Origin of the sequence: Insulibacter thermoxylanivorax, assembly GCF_015472005.1 — a bacterium.
GTDB classification, from domain to species: domain Bacteria; phylum Bacillota; class Bacilli; order Paenibacillales; family DA-C8; genus Insulibacter; species Insulibacter thermoxylanivorax.
The window spans coordinates 29,527-52,602 of the sequence record NZ_BMAQ01000029.1; the positions used below are offsets into that span (position 1 = coordinate 29,527).

Here is a 23,076-nt window from a genome sequence, read left to right on the forward strand (position 1 = left end):
TCACATCCACCCCTTATGCCATTTCATTACATTACATAAGAATAAACGATGATAGGCCTGCTGCCTCCTAAGGGAAGAGCAAGCTGTATCACCTTATCTCAAGAAATACGTCGTTCCATGCGAAACAGCGTACTTCTCAACTAACCATGTCAGATCCTGATCATACCGCTGCATCGTTCACCAAGTACCTGCACGGGCTGCATCAGCCCAGGCAGTCTGCGATGGATCAGATTACACTCAGCGGAAAACAGAAGAAATGCGGCGAACGATGGAACTGCGTGCGGTTCTTAGCGGTGAGATCACGACTATTCGGCGATTTGCGTCCAAGTGATGAATTAATGATTGCCAAACGATTCGTTGCAGGTTAAAATTCAATTAACGAATATCGACAAATTCACAGGACCAATCACCCATAGAATCTCTATCATGTAGACTTTCCTGAAAAATCGAACCTTATTCAAATTCGTGGAAGTTTTGCAGATGATGAAGAGCAAAAAATGGCTTGACGATCTCGCAAGGAACTCCGTTTTGGATATTCCGCTGTTCCCTAACATAACAAGCCGTTCGGGAAGCCGTGAGCAGCCTCGCAACCCGTGAAAATGTGACCTAGTTACATCTTCAAACACGCCAAGCTAGAGACACATATCCCATTTTATGCTGACATTTTATTATAATAACACATGATGAATCCTCCGTCAAACATTTCGTTGCTTCATCCGTGCTTCTCCATTTATGGAGAGGCTTTTTTGGTTGCGCGGAAGATCCGATACCCTTTATCCTTGGTGATTTCTTCGACAACTTCGTACAATTCTTGCAGCTTCTTGAACGCCGACGGAGCCCCCTGCTTCTTCTGAATGACCACCCACAGAGAACCTCCTTCTTTCAGATATTCGCGTGCGCCGTTGAAGATCGCATGCACCGTCTGCTTGCCGGCGCGAATCGGCGGATTCGTCAATACCGCATCATAATCCCGTTCCTCCACCGCCTCATATAGATCGCTGATCAACACACGAACATTCCTCACATCGTTCATAAGCGCATTCCGCTCTGCCAGCTCTACCGCCCGTTGATTGACATCGATCATCGTTACCCGATGGTTCGGATCGAGCTTTGCAGCCGCGATTCCGATCGGACCGTAGCCGCATCCGACATCCAGGATCTTCGCTCCCGGAGGGAACTCCATCGTCTCTATAAGCAGCCTGGTTCCGAAGTCGATATAATCGCGCGAGAATACGCCGGCATCCGTCGTAAAGCTCATCTCCATCCCCCGCAGCATCGTCTTGATGCTCTGCTCATGATGTTCAGAAGCCGGCTCGCTGGTGTAATAGTGATCCGTCATCTCTGCCGTCACCGCCTCTTATCATGTATAAAAAGGAGCTGTTCCAACGGGTAGTATACCCATTATGAAACAGCCCCTTTCAACATGCAATTCTCAAGCTTATTTCAATTCAACTGTAGCGCCAGCTTCTTCAAGCTTGCTCTTGATTTCTTCAGCTTCTTCCTTGCTGACGTTCTCCTTAATTGGCTTCGGAACATTGTCAACAAGCTCTTTTGCTTCCTTCAGGCCGAGACCCGTGATCTCACGAACAACTTTGATCACATTGATCTTCGAGCCGCCAGCGTTAGCAAGTACTACACTGAATTCAGTTTGTTCAGCAGCTGCTTCGCCGCCTGCAGCAGCACCGCCTACAACAGCTACAGGAGCAGCAGCGGTTACGCCAAATTCTTCTTCGATCGCTTTGACCAGGTCGTTCAGTTCAAGAACAGTCATGCCTTTGATGGCTTCAATAATTTGTTCTTTCGTCATCTTTTCATATCCTCCATTATTCATATTGTTATACGTTCAAAATTATCTATTCTGCATCGATCATGCGGATCGAGCTTGAACTTCAAGTCGGACATTAAGCTTCTGCAGCTTCGCCCTCTTGTTTCTGATCGCTGACTGCTTTAACTGCAAGCGCGAAGTTGCGCATAGGAGCTTGCAGCACGCTGAGCAGCATGGACAGCAGACCTTCGCGGGACGGCAGATTGGCCAGAGCCTTCAGCTCATCCACACCTACAACCTTCCCGTCAACGATACCGCCCTTGATCTTCAGATTCTCGTTGCTCTTAGCGAATTCATTCAGAATCTTCGCAGGAGCAACCGAATCTTCCTTGCTGAACGCAATCGCAGTAGGTCCTACGAAATGCTCATTCAGCTCAGGGAAGTCAGCTGCTTCGGACGCACGGCGGCACAGTGTGTTCTTCAATACTCGGAACTCAATGCCGGCTTCGCGCAGCTTCTTGCGAAGTTCCGTTACATCTGCTACCGTCAAGCCGCGGTAGTCGGTAATGACTGTACTAGCGCTCTCCTTGAACTTCTCAGTCAGTTCGGCAACCAGCGCTTGTTTCTTCTCGAGCACCTTAGCACTAGGCATCGTTACACCTCCTGGTAGACATAATAAAAGCCTCCGCAGACATACGAAGGCAGGATCGAAGGCATACGGACTCCCATATATAGTCCATATCCTCTTCATTCGCTACCTCGGCGGGATATTAAGCCTTGTTCTGTACAAGGCACCTGCTGTCTACGGCACAAGCTATTCGATTGGTTGATCTAATTAACGGATCGCTGCAGCGTCAACACGCACGCTGGGTCCCATCGTCGACGAAAGAGCGATGTTCTTCAGGTATACACCCTTAGCAGCGGCAGGCTTCGCGCGGTTAACCGCATCGACCAATGCACGGAAGTTCTCTACCAGCTTCTCCGTTTCGAAGGATACCTTGCCGATCGGTGCGTGGATCTGTCCGGCTTTGTCCAGTCTAAACTCGATCTTACCGGCTTTGATCTCTTGCACAGCTTTGGCAACATCCATCGTAACCGTACCGGCTTTCGGGTTCGGCATAAGGCCTTTACCACCCAGGATCCGGCCGAGCTTACCCACTTCACCCATCATGTCAGGAGTAGCTACGCACACATCAAACTCAAGCCAACCTTGTTGGATCTTGTTGATCATGTCCGTATCTCCTACATAATCAGCGCCGGCCGCTTCCGCTTCCTTCGCCTTTTCGCCCTTGGCGAACACGAGGACGCGCTGCACCTTACCGGTACCGTGCGGCAATACAACCACGCCGCGAACAGCTTGATCCTGCTTCTTGGAATCAACACCCAGGCGAATGGCTACTTCGACGGTTTCGTCGAACTTAGCAGACGCCATTTTCTTCACAAGCTCTACTGCTTCTTCCGGTGTATAAAGCTTATCTCTATCCACCAGCTTGGCAGCTTCTTGATATTTTTTGCCTCTTTTGGCCATGTTGTTCAGTTCCTCCTTAGTGGTGTTAGCGGATAATCCTCCCACATGCTTTCAACATCGATTAGTCTTCGATCGTGATGCCCATGCTGCGGGCTGTACCCTCAACCATACGCATCGCAGCTTCAACGGACGCTGCATTCAGATCGGGCATCTTCATCTCGGCGATCTCACGTACTTTATCCCGTTTAACAACGGCTACTTTGTTACGGTTCGGTTCACCGGAACCCTTCTCGATTCCAGCCGCTTTGCGCAGAAGATCTGCTGCAGGCGGAGTCTTCGTAACGAAAGTGAAGGAACGATCCTCAAATACCGTGAGTTCCACCGGAATCACAAAACCCGTTTGATCTGCTGTCCGGGCATTGAATTCTTTACAGAACGCCATGATGTTGACGCCTGCTTGACCGAGCGCCGGACCTACCGGAGGCGCAGGGGTTGCTTTACCAGCCGGAATTTGCAGTTTGACGACTTTGATAACCTTTTTTGCCATGCGTAACACCTCCTTGCCCGTAATGTGGTAGAACGGGACGATGCCCTCCCACGAATGAAGGTCTATCCAGTGAATAGACCTTAGCAGAAACCTATATCTTCTCCACTTGAGTGAAATCTAACTCAAGCGGGGTTTCCCGGCCAAACATGTTGACATGTACCTTGACCTTACTCTTCTCTGGTATGATCTCCTCAATCGAGCCGACAAAGTTCGCAAAAGGTCCAACCTTGATGCGTACATTCTCCTTAAGTTCAAAATCGATCACCGGTTTCGGATCCTCGATTCCCATGTGCCGCAGAATCTCTTCCGCTTCTTCCGGGCGCAGCGGAATCGGTTTAGAACCAGATCCCGTCGAACCAACGAACCCCGTTACGCCTGGCGTATTGCGCACAACATACCAGGAGTCATCCGTCTGGATCATCTCCACGAGGACATAACCAGGATATACCTTCCGCTTGAAACTTTCTTCCTGCCGTCTTTGTTCACGATCTCTTCTTCCATCGGAACGACGACGCGGAAGATCTTATCCCCCATATTCATGGATTCTACGCGCTTCTCAAGATTGGCCTTCACCTTATTCTCATAACCAGAATAGGTATGCACGACATACCATTGTTTTTCCATATTATCGGTCACCTTCGGCTCGTTATTCCAGTATCAAGCGCAACAACCACGAGATGATCAGGTCGATAACGTAGAAGTATACTGCCACGAAGAGTACAGTGCCCAGCACGACAAGCGTGTAACTGATCAACTCTTTTCGTGACGGCCACTTCACCTTGCGCAGTTCAGCCCAGCTGTCTCCGAAGAAGGAGAATGTGGACTTGAAGCCGCGCTTCAGCTTTCCTAAAAACGCCACGGTTGACACCTCCGACTAATTACCGTGTTTCCCGATGAATTGTATGCTGATTGCAGAACTTGCAATGCTTTCTCAGCTCCATGCGGTCCGGGTGAGTACGCTTGTTCTTGTTAGTCGTATAATTTCTTTGCTTGCATACCGTACACGCTAGAGTTACGATAACCCGCATGCTGCACACCTCCTGTGACTACGAAACTCCATCATTGCAGTTTATCTCAAATCGTCCTGCGAGACAATTTTTGACGGTTACCTACAGTACTATATCATAATCGCGAATCACGGTCAACATAGAAATGTTAACCAGCATCGGGTACTCAGCCCTATTATTCTCTCAAGAAACCAGCTTTAAACGTTCCTTTGACTTTTTGACGGGAGCCAAGTCAAGATGCAACAAAATCCTCAGGCATGCGCCTAAGGATTCGTCCGGTCATCATCAGCACCCTGATCGTGCTTATGCTCATAATATAGGCTCCACCTTGCAGCATGTGGATCTGAAATGCTGGGATAGTTATACACAGCTTTCTCCAAGGAAGCCGCTTGATGCTCAATATACAGGATATAAGAAATAATCGAACCACAAAAATATCAATCCTGTAACCGCCATCACTTTAGGTTGTCTGGCTCTTATCATTCAAGTCCTGAACCCCCGCAGAACGAATAAGCATCAGCCTGTTGATCACAATACCAACGGGACCCCCAACATCATACAACATGAGACCAACGACCGCTGAAGACATGTTAATCCGCGGTATTACGGACTTCCAGATAGCGTTCCAACTTCCGCTTGACCCGCTGCAGGGCGTTGTCAATCGACTTCACGTGACGATCCAGATCCTCGGAGATCTCTTGATAGGATCTGCCATCCAGATAAAGCATCAGCACCTTGCGCTCTAAGTCGCTCAGCACTTCGCTCATCTTGTCTTCCAAACCGCTGAATTCCTCTTTGTTGATCATCAATTCTTCAGGATCTTGCACCCGTGATCCGCCTATGACATCCAACAGCGTTCGATCCGAGTCTTCGTCATAGATCGGCTTGTCCAATGAAACATAGGAATTAAGAGGAATATGTTTCTGCCGGGTCGCTGTCTTAATCGCGGTTATGATCTGTCTGGTAATGCAGAGTTCTGCGAATGCCTTAAACGAGGTCAGCTTGTCTCCTCGATAGTCGCGGATCGACTTATACAAGCCGATCATGCCTTCTTGTATAATATCCTCGCGATCAGCACCAACAAGGAAATAGGAGCGAGCTTTCGCGCGAACGAAATTCCGGTACTTGTTAATCAAGTACTCGAGCGCTTCGCTGTCGCCTTCACGAACTGATTCAACAAGCTCCTCATCCGCCAAAGAATCATAATCGCGTCCCCGTTCATTGAGGTCGGTAATCACTCCATATCCCTCCGAGAGCCTATCACTTAAGCTATATTGCCTTGAAGATATGAATAAGTATACATGATGTCGCAAAATATCGTCAACCTAAACCGCCCATTAGTCCTAGATTTCGATGGGGTTTATCAGGTTATGTAAATTCGTGGTTCTATTTACCTCTGCGCCATCTTTCAAGGATGTGGTGAATATCGCCGCTGAGCCGGCTTTCCAATGAGTTCGCCGGCTGGCTGATGGACTGTTCCAGACGCTTGCGAACCTCGCTGCGCGAGGTCTCCAGCTCAATCAACAACTCCCTGGCCGACATACGCAGTCCTCCTTGAGCGAAGGCCACGTGCTGCTCTGTATAATCCGATGTTGCGACGATGATATTGCGCTTCCTCCGCTGCAGATCCTTCACCAGACGTTCTATGCATTCATCAGCGGTTTCCTTCTCCTTCGTATAGATGATCTCAAGACGATGCTGCTGATAGCTGGCTCCGAGACCCGGCACTTTGTAGGCATCGAATACGAGGATGACGCGTCTGCCGCTGAAGCCGCTGTAATCGGCCAGCAGCTCGATCAAGCGATCCCGCGCCTCCTCGAGATTCTCATCCTTGAGCTGCATGAGCTCCGGCCATGCGCCGATCATATTGTAGCCGTCAACGATCAGTACTTCTTCCATACGCACCAGCGCCTCTATGCTCTTGCCGCCCGTTGTCGTACCGCCTCATACAACAAGATACCAGCAGCCACCGATGCATTCAATGATTGAATTCGGCCGAGCAGGGGCAGCTTCACCAGGAAGTCGCACTTCTCCCTGACCAAGCGGCTCAAACCGCGGCCTTCACTGCCGATGACGATAGCTAGCGGCCCTGTCAGATCCGCTTCGTAGACGCTTCTCTCTGCGGCCGCATCCGCACCGGCGATCCACACCCCGCGCTGTTTCAGCATATCTATGGTCTGCGAGAGATTGCTTACGCGGGCGACGGGCACATATTCGACGGCGCCGGCGGAGATTTTGGCCACGACGGCTGTGATCCCGGCTGACCGCCTTCTTGGGATGACGACGCCGTGCGCTCCCGCACATTCCACCGTGCGCAGGATGGAACCGAGATTATGCGGGTCTTCGATCTCATCCAGGATGACGAAGAACGGCGCTTCATCCCTTTCTTCCGCCAGCGAGAAGAGGTCCTCGATATCCGCATATTGATGAGGTGCTGCCTGAGCTGCCACCCCTTGATGCCGGATGTTCTTATCCGCGAACATCTGATCCAGCTTGCGGCGGTCGACGAATTGATAGATCACGCCTGACGCCTTCGCAGCATCGATCACCGGCTGGATGAGGTGCGGGCTTGAGCCTTGAGCGATCCAGATCTTGTTGATCGTGCGCCCCGAACGAAGCGCTTCTAATACGGCATGCTTGCCTGCGATCATCTCTTCCATGCTAATCCTCCTTGCCAGGAACCTGAGGCGAAGCGGCTTCTGTCTGGGCGACAGCCTGCAGCGCCAGGTCCATAATCTGAGCTAGTCGAGCTTCATTTTTGGTATAGTACAGGTATCCAATCAAGCATTCAAATGCCGTGCTCTGCTTATAATCCGCGATATCCGCATTCTTCGGGATCGTTCCGGATTTGGCGTTGCGTCCGCGTCTGACGATATCCGCTTCTTGCTCCGTCAGCTCAGGCAGCAAGTGCCGGAGCGCCTTCGCCTGCGCCTTGGCCGATACATATGAGGACGATCTCTGATGCAGAACATGCGGACGATGATTCAGCTGGGCCAGAACATATTGTCGAACATAAACCTCATATACGGCATCGCCGATATAGGCGAGCGCCAGAGGACTGAGTTCCTCCGGCGGATAAGCGGGTTCTCTATACAGTTTAAGCAGCAGGGATTCATCCAGCGTTTCCTTCATCCGCGGTTCGCTTCCTTTCTGTAAACGCAGCCGAGACAGCGCTCATCTTCTTCTCCAACGCACGCCCTGCGGCGTATCCTCCAGGATGATGCCGCGCTCTTGCAGCATATCGCGGATCTCGTCGGCCCGTTTCCAATTCTTCGCCTTGCGCGCTTCTGTCCGCTCTGCGATCAAGCGCTCGATTTCTTCATCCAACAACTCTTCTTCCGCCGCGTCATCCCTTAGGATGCCCAGGACGTCATTCAGTTCATTATAGGCTTGCAGCAGCAGTTCCAACTGTCTGCGATCCACAGCCTCCTGCTGCAGGAGCTGGTTCGACAGGCTGACGAGCTCGAATACCGCGCTGAGGGCATCCGGTGTATTGAAGTCATCGCTCATCTTCTGATCGAAACGCTCTATGATCGCGGCCGTTTCCCGCTCCAGCTGCTGGATCTCCTGTTCCTCGGCGATCGGGATCTGCAAGCGGGATACCGTCTGCAAGCGGTGCTTGAGGTTTGTAACGCTGTTCTCGATTCTGGCCACGGCGCCTTCCGCTTGCGCAATCGCTTCATCGCTGAAGTTCAGCGGATTGCGATAGTGCGTCGAGAGCATGAAGAATCGCACCACGTTCGGCCGCACCCGCTTCAGCAGTTCCTTCACATTGATGCCGTTGCCGAGGGATTTGGACATTTTCTCGTTATTGATGTTAATGTAGCCGTTATGCATCCAATAGCGTGCGAAGGTGCGTCCGTGGAGCCCCTCCGACTGGGCGATCTCGCATTCATGATGGGGGAACTGCAGGTCCTGCCCGCCCCCGTGGATATCGATCGTCTCGCCAAGGTATTTCTTGGCCATCGCCGAGCATTCGATATGCCATCCCGGGCGCCCTTCGCCCCACGGGCTGTCCCATCGAATCTCGCCGGGCTTGGCCGCTTTCCACAGCACGAAGTCCCGCGGATCCGCTTTGCGCTCATCGACTTCGATGCGGATGCCGTATTGCAGCTCTTCGAGATTCTGATGGGAGAGCTTGCCGTATTCGGGGAACTTCGCCGTGCGGAAGTACACATCCCCGCCGCTCTCGTAGGCTAGATCCTGGTCGATTAAGCCTTGGATGAAATCGATGATCTCCTTCATGTTCTCCGTCACCCGAGGATGAACTGTTGCCCGCCGGATGCCGAGAGCCTCTGCATCCTCGAAGTAGGCAGCGATATAGGTGTCGGCGATCTCAGGCACGGACATACCGGTCTCCTCAGACTTGCGGATCAGTTTATCATCAACGTCGGTGAAGTTCACGATATAGCGAACCTCATACCCGCGCCGCTCAAGATACCGGCGCACGACATCGAAGAAGATGAGCGGCCTCGCATTGCCGATATGGATATAGTCATATACCGTCGGTCCGCAGACATACATGCGCACCTTGTTCGCTTCATAGGGTTCGAATGTTTTCTTCTTCCTCGTCAGCGAATTATAGATCTTAATGGTCATTAGTCATCTTACCTCCGTCATCGTTGCCCTTTATCTCTTGCAATCGTCTGATCTCATCCTTGAGTTCTGCCACCTGCCGCTGCAGGTCCTTGATCGTATCCGCTAAGGGGTCACGCAGATTGCCGTGATCCAAGGGATCCACACGCTCGCCGTTCAACCGCACCACACGCCCCGGGATGCCCACGACGGTGCTGTTCGGCGGCACCTCTTGCAGTACAACGGCATTGGAACCGATCCGTGAATGGTCGCCGACCTTGAAGGAACCCAGAACCTTGGCGCCGGATGCGATCACCACATTATTGCCGATGGTCGGATGCCTCTTGCCCTTCTCCTTGCCGGTACCGCCAAGCGTCACGCCTTGGAAGATGATCACGTCATCCCCGATCTCACAAGTTTCCCCGATGACGACGCCCATGCCGTGGTCGATGAATAATCTTCTGCCGATCTTCGCTCCGGGATGGATCTCGATGCCTGTGAAGAAACGGCTGATCTGCGAGATGATCCTGGCTATGGTATACATTCTCTTCTTATAAAACCAATGTGCGATGCGATGAGCCCAGATCGCATGCAAACCCGAGTAAGTGAAGACAACCTCGAACCAGTTGCGCGCTGCCGGGTCGTTGTCGAATACGGCTTGGATATCTTCACGAATCCTGCGAAACATAGCGTGTCACCTTCTTGCACTTCATAATATGGGGATGATGACGACGGCCTTGTCTATTCATTCCGTCCATACAGATCTCCATGGAGTCCGCTGATATCTATATTACGACAAAAAAATCTCTGCAGCTTCACGCTGCAGAGACGATCTAACCGCGGTTCCACCCTGCTTGAGAGGCAAGACCAGCCGCAGCCGGACTTCCTTCTCCGCTCTTCGTTCGTAACATGAACGATTCGTCCGCCTCTACTGGGACAAGCACGGCGGTCGATCTGCGAATCATCCATCGAGGGCTAAACCATGAATAGTCCATCAATGATCCGCGAGCGATCGAATCCTCGCTGCCCGGTCCTTTCGAAGCGGAGGCTCACAGGTGCATTTCCTTGAGGCGGGAATGGATAACTCTCAGCCGGAACCGCTGGTTCCGATTATCCTCTCTGCGATTCGCCGCATTCAAGTACTCTCCTGATCCTAGCCTATAGCCATATGGGATCGATATCCTAGATATTCGCGGATATCGATGCTGTCGCCAACAGTATATCGAAAATCGATCGCGCTGACAATCCTCAGCGCCTATGCTCGGCTTCCCGCAGCATCCGCCCGGTACACTCCATCGCGATTCAAGGCTGATCAATGCGTATTGAGGTACTGCTGCAGGCGCTTGATCACCCGTGACTTGCCGAGCAGATAGATCGTCTTGTTCAGATCCGGTCCGTGATTCTGTCCGGTTAATATGACGCGAATCGGCATGAACAATTGCTTGCCTCTGTACCCGGTTTCCTTCTGCACCGCCTTGATCATCGCAGCCGCGCTTTCGGCGGTGAATTCCTCGGCTGCTTGTACCTGCGCGAGCAGCGCCGCTGCAACTTCCTTGACATGCGGCTCTGAGGCAACAGCTTCAGCCTCCGCTTCGAACTTCACTTCCTGCCGATAGAACAGCTCGGTCAGTTCCACGATATCGGAGGCCGCGCGCATCCGATCCTGATACAGAGAGACCAGTTCGCGCACATAGGCCAGCTCCGTCTCGCTCGGCGCCTCGCTGATCCGGCCCGCCTTCTGCAAGTGAGGCAGCGCCAGGTTCAAGACACGGTCTAAATCCGCTTGCTTCATATAGGTATTGTTCATCCAAGCCAGCTTCTCCGTATCGAACACCGCCGGGCTCTTATTGATGCGATCGAGGGTGAACTGCTGCTCCAGCTCCGCTAAGCTGAAGATCTCCTCTTCTCCCTCCGGCGACCAGCCGAGCAAAGCGATGAAGTTCACAACCGCTTCAGGCAAATAGCCTAAGTCCTTATACTGCTCGACGAACTGGATGATCGACTCGTCGCGCTTGCTCATCTTCTTGCGCTCCTGGTTCAAGATGAGCGAGATATGAGCGAACTCAGGCGGTTCCCAGCCAAAAGCCTGATACAACAGCATCTGCCGCGGCGTATTCGACAGGTGCTCCTCCCCGCGGATCACATGGGAGATCTTCATCGTGTGGTCGTCGATGACGCAGGCGAAATTATACATCGGGATGCCGTCTGCACGCACGATGATAAAATCACCGATGCCGTTCGTCTCGAATTCCACTTGTCCCCGCACATGATCCTCGATCTTGATGATCTGATCCTTGGGCACCAAGAACCGCACCGTCGGCTTGCGGCCTTCGGCGCGCAGCTTCGCTTTGTCCGCTTCGCTCAGATTGCGGCAGCGGCCGCTGTACATCGGCGTCTCGCCGCGCGCTTCCTGCTCCGCACGCTCCGCCGCAATCTCCTCTTCCGTACAGAAGCATTCATAAGCTGCGCCCCGCTCCATGAGCTCTTTGACGTACTGCTGATACAGGTGCAGGCGTTCCGTCTGCCGATACGGGCCGTAATCGCCGCCTGCTCCTACACCTTCATCCCACTCGATGCCCAGCCAGCGAAGGCCTTCCATCTGCTTCTCTTCCGCATCTGCCACATGCCTCGTCTGGTCCGTATCCTCGATGCGCAGGATGAACGTCCCGTTGTTCTTGCGGGCGAACAGATAGTTAAACAGCGCCGTCCTCGCACCGCCGATATGCAGCTGGCCTGTCGGGCTGGGCGCATAACGTACACGCACTTGTTGATTCGTCAACTCTGACCCCTCCGAGCTCTAGGATAAAGACTATATCATGCCCCAAAATATATCCATCATGATAGCATATCCTTCTTAACCAGACAAACAACGGCCTGCGCCGCAATGCCCTCGCCGCGCCCCGTAAAACCTAACTTCTCCGTTGTCGTCGCCTTGATATTGATGCGCTCCGGCTCACTGCTTAAGAGCTCCGTGATCCGCTTGCGCATCTGCGGGATATACGGCGCCATCTTAGGCGCCTGGGCGATGATCGTCCCATCCAGATTGCCCAGCGTGTAACCGCGCTCCTCCGCCATCTCCCACACCCGCTTCAGAAGCACAGCGCTGTCGGCGTCCTTGTAAGCCGTATCCGTATCGGGAAAATGCGTGCCGATATCCCCGAGCCCAAGCGCCCCGAGGATCGCATCCGTGATCGCATGCAGCAGCACATCTGCATCCGAATGCCCGGCAAGTCCCCGTTCATAGGGTATGGTGACGCCGCCGATGATGCAGGGACGTCCTTCCGCAAAGGCGTGAACATCGAAGCCGTGACCGATTCGCAGCATATTCATCCTCCTCTCCCTTCTCTGGATTCCATCATTCATAGATGCCACACTATCACTTTCAACTAGCGCTTACTGACGCTCAAGATAATGCTCCGCCCACTCCAGATCCTCCGGTGTCGTGATCTTGATGTTGTTATAATCCCCCATGATGATCTTCACCGGATGACCCAAACGCTCCACCAAGGATGCATCGTCCGTGCCGATGAAGCCGTCCCGGCCGGCTTGCTTATAAGCCTTTAGCAGCAGAGAAATGCGAAAAGCTTGCGGCGTCTGAACAGCCCACAAGCTTTGCCGGTCGGGGGTCGTCTGTACGACCCCGTCCGCACCGACGATCTTAATCGTATCTTTAACTGGAACTGCCGGCACAGCAGCGCCGCAGCGCGCTGCTTCTTCCCCCGCAGCCGAGATCATCCCATGGGTGACGAAAGGCCTCACTGCATCGTGGACGAAGACGAGATCCACTTCATCCCGCAGCGTCTCCAGCCCTCGCAGCACCGAATGCTGCCGCTCCGCTCCCCCGGAGACGATGTGTCGGATCTTGCCAAGTCCATGCTGCTCTGCCATCTCCCGGACCATGGGCTCGTCCCCGCTGGGAACGACCACTGTGATCGCGGCGATCTCGGGATGCGAAGCAAAGACGGACAGGGTATGGATCAATATCGGTTTGCCGGCCAGCGGCAAATACTGTTTGCTAATTGACGAACGCATGCGGGAACCTTGTCCCGCAGCGACGATCACCGCTCCCATCTTCATCTTGATAAGTCCCCTCTTACTGGCCATAACGATTCTGTCGCCCTAAACTGCGACTTTTTTTATCATACCTGTTTTACAGGGCTTTTTCCAATAATTTCGGTTTAGCGAAGATCATCCTGCCCGCTGAGGTCTGCAGTACGCTCGTCACAAGCACTTCGATATTCATGCCGATATAGTCGCGGCCGCCTTCGACGACGATCATCGTGCCGTCATCGAGATAGGCGACGCCTTGTCCGTGCTCCTTCCCATCCTTGATCACCTGCACCAGGATCTCTTCTCCCGGCAGGACGACCGGTTTCACCGCGTTGGCCAGATCATTGATATTCAAGACGGATACGCCTTGCAATTCGCAGACTTTGTTAAGGTTATAATCGTTGGTTACCACTTTCCCCTGCAGCACCTTAGCCAGCCGCACCAGCTTGCTGTCCACCTCGGAGATCTCTTCAAAATCCCCCTCATAGATCAGAACTTTTACGTCCAGCTCCTTCTGAATCTTGTTGAGGATGTCCAGCCCCCTGCGGCCGCGGTTGCGCTTGAGCAAATCGGAAGAATCCGCGATATGCTGCAGCTCTTCCAATACAAACTCCGGAATCACCATCGTTCCGTCAAGGAATCCGGTCTTGCAGATATCGGCGATCCTGCCGTCGATGATGACGCTCGTATCGAGAATCTTATGCTCATTCATCACCTTCTCAGGCGGCGCGCTATCTGCATCACGTTTCCCTGCAAACAACTCCTGGATCTGTTTCATCTTGATGAGCCCGATGCGGTAGCCGATGGTCGCCAATCCTGCAGCGCCGGCTAGCCAGATGATGCCCTGCGGTCCGCCGCCCAGCACGACCGAAGCCATCACCGCGATCAACAAGCCGACGAAGAGCCCCGCAAGTCCGATGAACAGACCCGTCACGGGAAGCTCAGAGATGCGCTGCTCCCACTGCTTCCACCGCTTTATTACGGCTTTGCTGATCACCGGCCCGGCGGTCAGCGCCGCCAACATACCGAAACCCATGAACCACCATACCTCACTCCGCCATTGATAGCTGCCGAATATGGTCTCTGCGTATCCGAATAAAGTGCCGTTTGATAACAAACTCAGTTGATAGCCGAACAGCCCTCCGATGACCAGAAGAGCGATTCGAACTTTCATAGACATGTTTTTCACCTCCTGCAAGCTTCATGACAACACTCCTCCTTACAATTATGAACCAAATCTCTGCAAGCTAATCCGTTAACTGCCATTTTTGTCTGGCAAATAAAAAAAGCATTTACTTCATCATGGGATGAAATAAATGCTTTTTATTCCGTGCGTTTATTCAGTCTTATGATTCCTAAATAGACCTTATTATCCTCATAGACACCCGTTAGATATGTCTGTCGATAAAGACTTGCTGCTGAATCCGCTTCAGTCCGTCTTTGATCGCCCGTGCCCGCACTTCACCGATGCCGTCGACCTCATCCAGCTCTTCGATCGTTGCCATGAGGATGTGCGGCAGATATTCGAAACGTCTGACAAGATTGGACACGATGAGCGAAGGCAAGCGGGGGATCTTGTGCATGATTCGGAAACCGCGGGGCGAGATCGGTTCATCCAGGACCGTGCCGCCGGCCGGATAACCGAGTAGACGGACGATCTGGCTGCTCTCCAACAGTTCATCGGAGGACAGTTTCCTGATGGCTGCTTGGATCTCCCGGATCTTCTCGTCGCTGTAATCGCGGCTGTAATCCTTGAGCAGCAGAACCGACTCCTGGTCGAGTCCGGCGACCAATTCCTCGAGCTGCATGCTAATCAAGCGCCCTTCACTGCCGAGCTCGTTGATATAGCGCTTGATCTCCGACTTCACGCGCAGCACCATCTCCAAGCGCTGGATCACGTTCGTCACATCCTGCAGCGTGACCAGTTCTTCAATCTCCGCCGCAGAGAGATTGATGAAGGCTTGATCCAGCACGGCTTTATTTTTCTCCAGGGTCTGGATTGCCTGGTTCGCCTTCGTCAAGATCACGCCGATATCCTTCAGCGAATATCGCAGATTGCCTTGATACAGCGTGATCACATTGCGCCGCTGCGAGATCGATACGACGAGCCGGCCGGTCTGCTTCGCTACCCGCTCCGCCGTACGATGTCTGATCCCCGTCTCCGTAGACGGAATCGATGAATCAGGGATCAGCTGGGTATTGGCATATAAAATCCGCTTAAGATCCTCGCTTAAGATGATCGCGCCGTCCATCTTGGCCAGCTCATACAGGTAGCTCGGACTGAAATCGCAGTTGATCGAGAACCCGCCGTCGACGATCTCCATCACTTCCGGACTATAGCCGACGACGATCAGGGCACCTGTTTTGGCGCGCAGAACATTCTCCAGCCCCTCGCGAAACGGTGTACCGGGCGCCACCAATTTCAGGAGGTCGCTCATCAGATCACGATTCTCTTCTTCTCTCATCGATTTATTCCCCCTCGCCTAATACAACGGCCAATGCTTCCTGTACCGTTTGTACTCCGATAACTTCTATGCCCTTGGGGGGCTGCCACCCTTTGAGGCTCTTCTGCGGAACGATCACCCTACGAAAGCCCAGCTTCTCCGCCTCTTTCACGCGCTGTTCGACTCGCGACACTGCGCGCACCTCACCGGTTAGACCGACCTCGCCGAAGACCACATCGCCGGAATCCGCCGGTATATCGCGGAAGCTGGATACAAGGCTGATAGCGATCGCCAGGTCGACGGCCGGCTCATCCAGCTTCAGACCGCCCGCCACATTGATATAAGCATCGTAATGCTGCATATACAGACCCAGGCGTTTCTCCAGCACCGCCATGATCAAGACCAGACGGTTATGATCGACGCCCGTTGCCGTGCGGCGCGGACTTGGGAAGGAGGTCTTCGCAACCAGCGCTTGCAGTTCAACGAGCACTGGGCGGGTGCCCTCCATGCTGGCGACGACAACGGAACCGGACACTCCTCGAGGTCTCTCCGACAGGAAGATCTCGCTCGGGTTCACGACTTCTCGCAGCCCCGATTCGCTCATCTCGAAGATCCCCATCTCATTGGTCGAACCGAAACGGTTCTTCACGGCGCGCAGCATGCGATAGGTATGATGTCTGTCCCCCTCAAAATAAAGCACCGTATCCACCATATGTTCCAATAGGCGCGGACCTGCGATCGCCCCTTCCTTCGTGACATGACCGACCAGGATCGTAGCGATGCCGCTTACTTTAGCGATGCGCATAAAGTGACTTGTACATTCGCGTACTTGCGAGACGCTGCCCGGCGCAGATTCCAATTGCGGCAAGTAGACGGTCTGGATCGAGTCTACGATGAGCAGATCAGGCTTAAGCTCATCGATCGATGCCTGCATCAGCTCCAGATCCGTCTCACAAAGCACGTAGAGGTTCGGCGATGAGATTCCCAGCCGATCTGCCCGCAGCTTCGTCTGTCTCGCGGACTCCTCACCGGATATATACAGCACTTTAAGTCCCTGCTCTGCAAGCATATGCGAAGTTTGCAGCAAGAGCGTGGACTTGCCGATTCCGGGATCACCGCCGACCAGGGTAAGCGACCCCGGAACGATCCCTCCGCCGAGCACGCGGTCCAGTTCAACGATCTTGGTGCGGATTCGCGGATCGCTTGCGCTCTCTACTTCGTGAATCGGCCGCGGTTTCTCCTGAACGGGAATCGCGGCGTTTCGCCCGCCGAGCCCTCCTCTGCGCTTGCCAGCTCGTTCGACATGTTCTGTCATCGTATTCCAGGCATGACAGCCCGGGCATTTCCCCATCCACTTTGGCGTTTCATACCCGCACTCATTACAGACAAATTTCGATTTTATTTTGCTCATTCTTATGTATTCTCCGTAGTTTGGCCATCATTCTTCACCGATTTACTTCGATATAAATAAACATATCTCTTTTCAAAGTTTATCATGTGGGAAGCGAACTGAAAAGTGCCCCCATATGAAAATAAGCGGGACAGCCGCTGATCGCTGTCCCGCATCCATGTTCGGTCCTGCTATGCTCCGTCTTTATGTTGTCATGCTGGGCTGTTTCTTCGTTACGGTGAGTTCTCCGTTCTGCTCATCGATGATCAGGTCGTCACCCCGCTGAATCTCACCGCGCAGCAGCGCTTCGGACAGCCGATCCTCGATATGCTTCTGGATTGTGCGGCGCAGCGGACGCGCTCCGTATGTCGGATCAAATCCTTCCTTCGCAAGGAACTTCTTCGCAGCATCCGTCAGTTCGAAGTCGACCTCTTGCTCCAGCAGACGTTTGCGCAGATCTTCCGCCATAAGCGTGACGATCCGAGCGATATGCTCCTCGCCAAGCGGATGGAAGACGATCGTCTCATCGATCCGGTTCAAGAACTCCGGCCGGAAATTGCGCTTGAGCTCTGACAAGACGCGGTCTTTCATCGCGTTGTAATCCCGCTCGCGGTCGTCCCCTGCCGTAAAGCCAAGGGTCGAATTCTTGCGGATCATCTCCGCGCCGACGTTCGAAGTCATGATGATCAGCGTGTTGCGGAAATCGACGACGCGGCCTTTGGAGTCGGTCAGCCGGCCGTCCTCCAGCACTTGCAGCAGGATGTTGAAGACTTCAGGGTGTGCTTTCTCGATTTCGTCCAAGAGGACGACCGAATATGGCTTACGGCGAACCTTCTCCGTCAGCTGTCCGCCTTCTTCATAACCGACATATCCCGGAGGCGCACCGATAAGACGGGAAGTCGAATGTTTCTCCATGTACTCGGACATATCGATGCGAATCACAGAATTCTCGTCCCCGAACAGCGCTTCCGCCAGTGCGCGGGCGAGCTCCGTCTTCCCGACGCCGGTCGGCCCGAGGAAGATGAACGAACCCATCGGACGCTTCGGATCCTTCAGTCCCGCACGCGAACGACGAATGGCGCGGGCGACGGCCTTCACCGCTTCTTCCTGACCGATGACGCGCTTATGCAGGATTTCCTCCATCTTAAGCAGGCGTTCAGTCTCTTCTTCTTGCAATTTTACGACCGGGATTCCCGTCCAGTTCGCAACGACCTGAGCGATATCGTCCGGCGTCACTTCCGAATCTGTGCGGCCTTGTTTTTCCTTCCATGCATTCTTCGTTGCCTCGAGCTCTTCCCGCATCTTCTGTTCGCTGTCTCTAAGCGCCGCTGCCTTCTCGAACTCCTGGCTTTGCACGGCGGCGTCCTTCTCCTTGCGGAGTTCTTCGAGCTTGCGCTCCAGCTCCTTCAAGTTCGGAGGAATCGTATAGGATTGCAGACGCACCTTCGAGCAGGCCTCATCGATCAAGTCGATCGCCTTATCCGGCAGGAAGCGATCCGTGATATAGCGGTCGGACAGTTTTACCGCTTGTTCGATCGCCTCATCCGTGATCTTCACGCGGTGATGCGCTTCATAACGGTCGCGCAGTCCATGCAGGATCTGAATGGCTTCCTCCGGCGACGGCTCATCGACCATGATCGGCTGGAAGCGGCGTTCGAGAGCAGCGTCTTTCTCAATATATTTGCGGTATTCGTCCAGAGTCGTCGCACCGATGCACTGCAGCTCACCGCGGGCCAGGGACGGCTTCAGGATGTTGGAGGCATCGATGGCTCCTTCGGCTCCGCCGGCACCGATCAATGTATGCAGTTCGTCGATGAACAGGATGACGTTGCCGGCTTGGCGAATCTCATCCATGATCTTCTTCAAGCGATCTTCAAACTCTCCGCGGTACTTCGTTCCTGCCACGACCGATCCCATATCGAGGGTCATGACCCGCTTATCGCGCAGCGTCTCCGGAATCTCATTGTTCACGATCCTCTGGGCTAAGCCTTCAGCGATCGCTGTCTTACCAACACCGGGCTCACCGATCAGCACCGGGTTGTTCTTCGTACGGCGGCTGAGCACCTGGATGACGCGCTCGATCTCCTTCTCACGACCGATTACCGGATCCAAGCTGTTCTCCTTGGCCGCCGCTGTCAGATCGCGCGCCAGACTATCCAAGGTCGGCGTGCTCACGTTCGTCGGCGTGCTGCTGGAAGATGGCATGGACTCGCTGCTGCCCAGCAGCTGCAGCACTTGTTGACGTGCTTTGTTCAAGTTGATGCCGAGGTTGTTCAAGACGCGTGCTGCAACGCCCTCTCCCTCACGGATGAGTCCAAGCAGGATGTGCTCCGTTCCTACATAGGTATGACCCAGCTTACGCGCCTCATCCATGGACAGCTCGATCACCTTCTTAGCGCGGGGCGTATAAGCGAGGTTCGCCTGCTGCTCTTGGCCGCGGCCGATCAGGGCTTCCACTTCATCCTGGATCTTCTCTAAACCGAGTCCCAGTGAGATCAGCGCCTTCGCAGCAATGCCTTCTCCTTCTCGAATCAACCCGAGCAGGATATGTTCTGTTCCGATATTATTATGGCCAAGCCTTACGGCTTCTTCTTGGGCTAATGCGAGCACCTTCTGTGCGCGTTCCGTAAATCTGCCAAACATCATCTAACCTACACCTCCGCATGCTTGTTATTCGTATTATATTCAACTAATCCACTCACTTCCAATGAGCGATCCCATCCACATCTTACATCTGGATTATATATCTGTATCTTACATCTTATACATGTTCATTACACATCTTCATCAAACAGCTTCATCAGCTTCATCTTATATTTGCATCTTAATCGCATCTAATGATCATGCATCCTGATCATGAGGATTTAAGTCGCGAGCGAATCAACTCTGCCCTGCGGACATCGCGTTCTTCCGGAGACAGCTTGCTCCCGGACAACTGCTGCAAGAAACCCGGCTGCGACATCACGATCAATTCATTCATAATCGTCGGTGTCGTATTGGTCTGGATTAATCCCAAGTCGATGCCCAGCCGCACATCGGAAAGCCGCTGCGCCGCCTCTTTGGAGTCCATAATATGCGCATGTGCCAGGATGCCGTAAGACCGGTTCACACGGTCGATCAGGCGATCCCGGGATTCTTGCAGCAGCTTCTGTCTAGCCGTCCGCTCATGCGCAATGATCTGCTTCGCTACCCGGTACAGATTATCGAGGATCTCCTCCTCCGATTGCCCAAGGGTAATCTGGTTCGAGATCTGGAACAGATTGCCCATCGCTTCGCTGCCTTCTCCATACAGGCCGCGTACTGCAAGACCGACCTGAGTGATCGCAGGCAGGAGGCGATTAATCTGCTTGGTGATGACCAGCGCCGGCAGATGCATCATCACGGATGCTCTCAGGCCCGTACCCACATTGGTCGGACAGCTGGTCAGATAACCCCGTTTCTCATCAAAGGCATACTCCAATTGCGATTCGAATATATCATCGATCCGGCTGGCGAGTTCCCATGCTTCACGAATCTGAAAACCGGCGTACAAACACTGTATTCGCAGATGATCTTCTTCGTTCACCATGATGCTGATCGATTCATTCTCGCTGAGGATTACCGCGCCGTTCCGCGCTTCATTTGCTAAGTTGGGGCTGATCAGGTGCTTCTCTACCAGCACCCGTTTCTGCAGTTCATTCAGATCCTTCAGTTCGATTAGTTGAAACCGATCGATCCCTTGCAACTGCTGGTTGTTCATCACACCGCGGACCTGTTCCAGAACTTCACCCGACTGGTGATTGGTAGCCAGCATCGGAAAGGGTTGTGTTCTCAGGTTTCGGGCTAACCGAACCCGGCTGCTGAATACGATATCCCGATCCGGTCCCTCGCTTTGCATCCAATCACTCAGCGCTCGATTGAATAATGGCCCATTCGCCATAACCTTCCCTCCTTCGGTTTTGATGAAAACGCCCTTCCGAACGTCCAATCATCGGCTGTTTTAAGCAGTTTATATGATGGCGCTCAAACCTCACTCACCAGCGTCCAAACAGCGTTACGCTATAGATCCGCAATTTTCCTTTCCAAGTCACGAATCTTGTCACGAAGGCTGGCCGCTGCCTCGAACTCTTCCCGCTCAATCCTGAGCTGGAGTTCCCGTTTTAGACGTTCGAGCTCGCGCTGTTGTTTGATCTTGCCACCGCTGCGCACCGGCACTTTGCCGACGTGTACAACGTTTCCATGCACCCGTTTGAACAACGGATCCAAGCGATCAGAGAAATATTGGTAGCAGGCACTGCATCCGAAACGCCCGATCTTGCTGAACTGGGTATAAGTAAGTCCGCATTCCTCACAACGGGAGTGCTGCGGTTTCGAGCTCGTCGATCCTTTGCCCGTCGGATCAAAATCCAGCAGTCCTGACAACAGATTATGAATCGAGAATCCGTTGGAAGTACCCGGAATCAGTTCGCCCTTCTCTCGTGCACAGCTGTCGCAGAAATGGAACTCCGTTTTCTCTCCGTTGACGATCTTCGTAAAATGCAAAGTCGCAGGTTTGCTGCCGCATTCTTGACACATCATAGAACCATCGCCTCCTTCCTCATTACGCCTCATTGAGGCTGACCTGCATCGACCCCTTAGGCTTGATGCAGCATTCTTGCAAGTGCCGTAAGTGCTCGTTAAACCTGTTTGCATATAGGCCAAATTACATAAGCGAAATACGACACCTTACTGCCGTTTACTTCCGACTTACTATCGCTTGCTCAATAACGCGATCAACATCGCCTTCAAGATCTTCGCTCGAACCTCATCCCGCAGCGGCAAACGAAGTCCGATATTGTCGCGATGCACCGCTGCCTGCAGCATCTTCGCCTCGCGCTCCGTGATCAGCTTCGACTCCTCCAACTGCTCGATCAGTCCTTCAGCGGTATCCTGATCCACACTGTCGGACAGATTCTTCATCAGATAGTCCATGATCTTATCATGGGATGGTAATTGAATGCGCTGAATCCGAATAAATCCGCCGCCGCCGCGCTTGCTTTCTACCAAGTAACCCTTCTCAAGGGTGAATCGCGTCTGAATCACGTAGTTGATCTGGGAAGGGACACATTGGAATTTCTCTGCTAATTCATTGCGTCCAATCTCTACAACCTGATCAGGGCTGTTCAGCAATACATTCTTCAAGTATTGTTCGATGATCTCCGTCGTATTACGCAAATCTCAACCACCTGCCTTGATTAGTCATGTAGAAATTGTGAAACGTTGCCTTGGCACACAATCTCTTCGTCTTGGCATGCAGCGCGTTGGCACAGCATTCGAGTGTTTGGGTTTAGCAGACATAATCGGGAATACACGGTTTGGATCTTTTACGCATATTATTGGTGCAGCTTATATTCTTAGTTTCGTTTGACATATTGTTGACTTTGACTTTCCTTGACTTTCGTTTTCTATTATAAACCCATTTTTTTATTTTGCCAAGTCCTCTTTATCTATTTTGGACGAAAATTTTCATTGTTATCCTTGCAACTTGCAATTAGCACCTCGCTCAGTGACCCAACATACCGCATGAGGCCGCGAATCTTGTACTATTGTCCGATTTTTAGGACAAAATCCGCCTGCCGAACCCGCACATCCCTGTGATGATGTTGTCGATCGTGTTGATCCGGAACACATCAGTAATTATGTTGCGGATTATGTTACGGCAAAACACACCTGTCGATTTTGTCCTAAATTTAGGACACATCCTCCCCGCCGGCGCCTGTTTTTCGGTTTTTGTCCTGTTTTTAGGACAAAACCGATCAGTTCGCCACACTCCGACCTCGTTTTATACGAATTTTCGTATAAAACCGATCTA

Annotated in this window: 25 protein-coding genes, 1 pseudogene and 1 other annotated feature; of the genes and pseudogenes, 1 reads left to right on the forward strand and 25 read right to left on the reverse strand. The window is 52.9% G+C overall.

Annotated features, from left to right (window positions below; translation table 11 throughout):
• Positions 1 to 146: 146 nt before the first annotated feature.
• Positions 147 to 368, forward strand: a complete 222-nt coding sequence (locus tag PRECH8_RS10610) for a hypothetical protein (protein WP_200967079.1) — start codon at positions 147 to 149, stop codon at positions 366 to 368.
• Positions 369 to 730: 362 nt separating this feature from the next.
• Here the strand turns inward: PRECH8_RS10610 and PRECH8_RS10615 are convergent, their stop codons facing one another.
• The 25 genes and pseudogenes from PRECH8_RS10615 to PRECH8_RS10730 form a co-directional block, all read right to left on the reverse strand.
• Positions 731 to 1,339 (reverse strand): class I SAM-dependent methyltransferase, encoded by a 609-nt coding sequence (locus tag PRECH8_RS10615; protein ID WP_200967080.1) that lies wholly within the window; start codon positions 1,337 to 1,339, stop codon positions 731 to 733.
• Between the two features lie 99 nt (positions 1,340 to 1,438).
• Positions 1,439 to 1,807, reverse strand: a complete 369-nt coding sequence (gene rplL / locus PRECH8_RS10620) for a 50S ribosomal protein L7/L12 (RefSeq protein ID WP_200967081.1) — start codon at positions 1,805 to 1,807, stop codon at positions 1,439 to 1,441.
• 94 nt (positions 1,808 to 1,901) lie between these two features.
• Positions 1,902 to 2,417, reverse strand: coding sequence for a 50S ribosomal protein L10 (gene rplJ / locus PRECH8_RS10625; RefSeq protein ID WP_200967082.1), 516 nt, complete (start codon positions 2,415 to 2,417; stop codon positions 1,902 to 1,904).
• 14 nt (positions 2,418 to 2,431) lie between these two features.
• Positions 2,432 to 2,591, reverse strand: a sequence feature (ribosomal protein L10 leader region).
• A 9-nt stretch (positions 2,592 to 2,600) separates the two neighbouring features.
• Positions 2,601 to 3,293 (reverse strand): 50S ribosomal protein L1, encoded by a 693-nt coding sequence (gene rplA / locus PRECH8_RS10630; protein WP_200967083.1) that lies wholly within the window; start codon positions 3,291 to 3,293, stop codon positions 2,601 to 2,603.
• A gap of 61 nt (positions 3,294 to 3,354) precedes the next feature.
• On the reverse strand, positions 3,355 to 3,780 hold the full coding sequence (gene rplK, locus PRECH8_RS10635) for a 50S ribosomal protein L11 (RefSeq protein ID WP_200967084.1): 426 nt from the start codon (positions 3,778 to 3,780) through the stop codon (positions 3,355 to 3,357).
• Between the two features lie 91 nt (positions 3,781 to 3,871).
• Positions 3,872 to 4,404 (reverse strand): annotated as a pseudogene (gene nusG / locus PRECH8_RS10640) (transcription termination/antitermination protein NusG).
• Positions 4,405 to 4,426: 22 nt separating this feature from the next.
• On the reverse strand, positions 4,427 to 4,639 hold the full coding sequence (gene secE, locus PRECH8_RS10645) for a preprotein translocase subunit SecE (protein ID WP_200967085.1): 213 nt from the start codon (positions 4,637 to 4,639) through the stop codon (positions 4,427 to 4,429).
• 19 nt (positions 4,640 to 4,658) lie between these two features.
• Complete coding sequence (gene rpmG, locus PRECH8_RS10650; protein ID WP_200967086.1) at positions 4,659 to 4,808, reverse strand: 50S ribosomal protein L33; 150 nt, start codon at positions 4,806 to 4,808, stop codon at positions 4,659 to 4,661.
• A gap of 569 nt (positions 4,809 to 5,377) precedes the next feature.
• Complete coding sequence (gene sigH, locus PRECH8_RS10655) at positions 5,378 to 6,025, reverse strand: RNA polymerase sporulation sigma factor SigH (RefSeq protein WP_200967087.1); 648 nt, start codon at positions 6,023 to 6,025, stop codon at positions 5,378 to 5,380.
• Between the two features lie 148 nt (positions 6,026 to 6,173).
• Positions 6,174 to 6,686 (reverse strand): NYN domain-containing protein, encoded by a 513-nt coding sequence (locus PRECH8_RS10660; RefSeq protein WP_200967088.1) that lies wholly within the window; start codon positions 6,684 to 6,686, stop codon positions 6,174 to 6,176.
• Positions 6,687 to 6,700: 14 nt separating this feature from the next.
• Positions 6,701 to 7,447 (reverse strand): 23S rRNA (guanosine(2251)-2'-O)-methyltransferase RlmB, encoded by a 747-nt coding sequence (rlmB, locus tag PRECH8_RS10665; RefSeq protein ID WP_200967089.1) that lies wholly within the window; start codon positions 7,445 to 7,447, stop codon positions 6,701 to 6,703.
• Between the two features lies 1 nt (position 7,448).
• Complete coding sequence (locus PRECH8_RS10670; protein WP_200967090.1) at positions 7,449 to 7,919, reverse strand: Mini-ribonuclease 3; 471 nt, start codon at positions 7,917 to 7,919, stop codon at positions 7,449 to 7,451.
• A 42-nt stretch (positions 7,920 to 7,961) separates the two neighbouring features.
• Positions 7,962 to 9,386 (reverse strand): cysteine--tRNA ligase, encoded by a 1,425-nt coding sequence (cysS, locus tag PRECH8_RS10675; protein WP_200967091.1) that lies wholly within the window; start codon positions 9,384 to 9,386, stop codon positions 7,962 to 7,964.
• Entirely contained in the window at positions 9,376 to 10,050 is a 675-nt protein-coding gene (cysE, locus tag PRECH8_RS10680; RefSeq protein WP_200967092.1) for a serine O-acetyltransferase, read from the reverse strand. Before cysE ends, cysS begins: the two co-directional genes overlap by 11 nt.
• A 145-nt stretch (positions 10,051 to 10,195) precedes the next feature.
• Positions 10,196 to 10,327 carry a hypothetical protein gene (locus PRECH8_RS14630; protein ID WP_276569107.1) on the reverse strand — a complete coding sequence of 44 codons (132 nt, stop codon included), beginning with the start codon at positions 10,325 to 10,327 and terminating at the stop codon, positions 10,196 to 10,198.
• A gap of 347 nt (positions 10,328 to 10,674) precedes the next feature.
• The gene (gene gltX / locus PRECH8_RS10685) at positions 10,675 to 12,141 is read right to left on the reverse strand and encodes a glutamate--tRNA ligase (RefSeq protein ID WP_200967093.1); all 1,467 of its coding nucleotides are present in this window, start codon (positions 12,139 to 12,141) and stop codon (positions 10,675 to 10,677) included.
• A gap of 56 nt (positions 12,142 to 12,197) precedes the next feature.
• On the reverse strand, positions 12,198 to 12,686 hold the full coding sequence (gene ispF / locus PRECH8_RS10690) for a 2-C-methyl-D-erythritol 2,4-cyclodiphosphate synthase (RefSeq protein WP_200967094.1): 489 nt from the start codon (positions 12,684 to 12,686) through the stop codon (positions 12,198 to 12,200).
• 69 nt (positions 12,687 to 12,755) lie between these two features.
• Positions 12,756 to 13,445: a 2-C-methyl-D-erythritol 4-phosphate cytidylyltransferase gene (gene ispD, locus PRECH8_RS10695; protein WP_200967103.1), complete on the reverse strand. Its 690-nt coding sequence runs from the start codon at positions 13,443 to 13,445 to the stop codon at positions 12,756 to 12,758.
• A 67-nt stretch (positions 13,446 to 13,512) separates the two neighbouring features.
• Entirely contained in the window at positions 13,513 to 14,592 is a 1,080-nt protein-coding gene (locus PRECH8_RS10700; protein ID WP_200967095.1) for a PIN/TRAM domain-containing protein, read from the reverse strand.
• Positions 14,593 to 14,800: 208 nt separating this feature from the next.
• Entirely contained in the window at positions 14,801 to 15,877 is a 1,077-nt protein-coding gene (gene disA / locus PRECH8_RS10705; protein WP_200967096.1) for a DNA integrity scanning diadenylate cyclase DisA, read from the reverse strand.
• Positions 15,878 to 15,881: 4 nt separating this feature from the next.
• The gene (gene radA, locus PRECH8_RS10710) at positions 15,882 to 17,267 is read right to left on the reverse strand and encodes a DNA repair protein RadA (RefSeq protein ID WP_200967097.1); all 1,386 of its coding nucleotides are present in this window, start codon (positions 17,265 to 17,267) and stop codon (positions 15,882 to 15,884) included.
• Between the two features lie 183 nt (positions 17,268 to 17,450).
• Positions 17,451 to 19,892 carry an ATP-dependent Clp protease ATP-binding subunit gene (locus tag PRECH8_RS10715; protein ID WP_207161793.1) on the reverse strand — a complete coding sequence of 814 codons (2,442 nt, stop codon included), beginning with the start codon at positions 19,890 to 19,892 and terminating at the stop codon, positions 17,451 to 17,453.
• A 208-nt stretch (positions 19,893 to 20,100) separates the two neighbouring features.
• A complete protein-coding gene (gene mcsB / locus PRECH8_RS10720; protein ID WP_200967098.1) occupies positions 20,101 to 21,165 on the reverse strand; it encodes a protein-arginine kinase McsB in 1,065 nt (354 codons plus the stop codon).
• Positions 21,166 to 21,284: 119 nt separating this feature from the next.
• On the reverse strand, positions 21,285 to 21,803 hold the full coding sequence (gene mcsA, locus PRECH8_RS10725; protein WP_200967099.1) for a protein-arginine kinase activator protein McsA: 519 nt from the start codon (positions 21,801 to 21,803) through the stop codon (positions 21,285 to 21,287).
• Positions 21,804 to 21,974: 171 nt separating this feature from the next.
• Positions 21,975 to 22,439, reverse strand: coding sequence for a CtsR family transcriptional regulator (locus tag PRECH8_RS10730; RefSeq protein WP_200967100.1), 465 nt, complete (start codon positions 22,437 to 22,439; stop codon positions 21,975 to 21,977).
• Positions 22,440 to 23,076 lie beyond the last annotated feature (637 nt).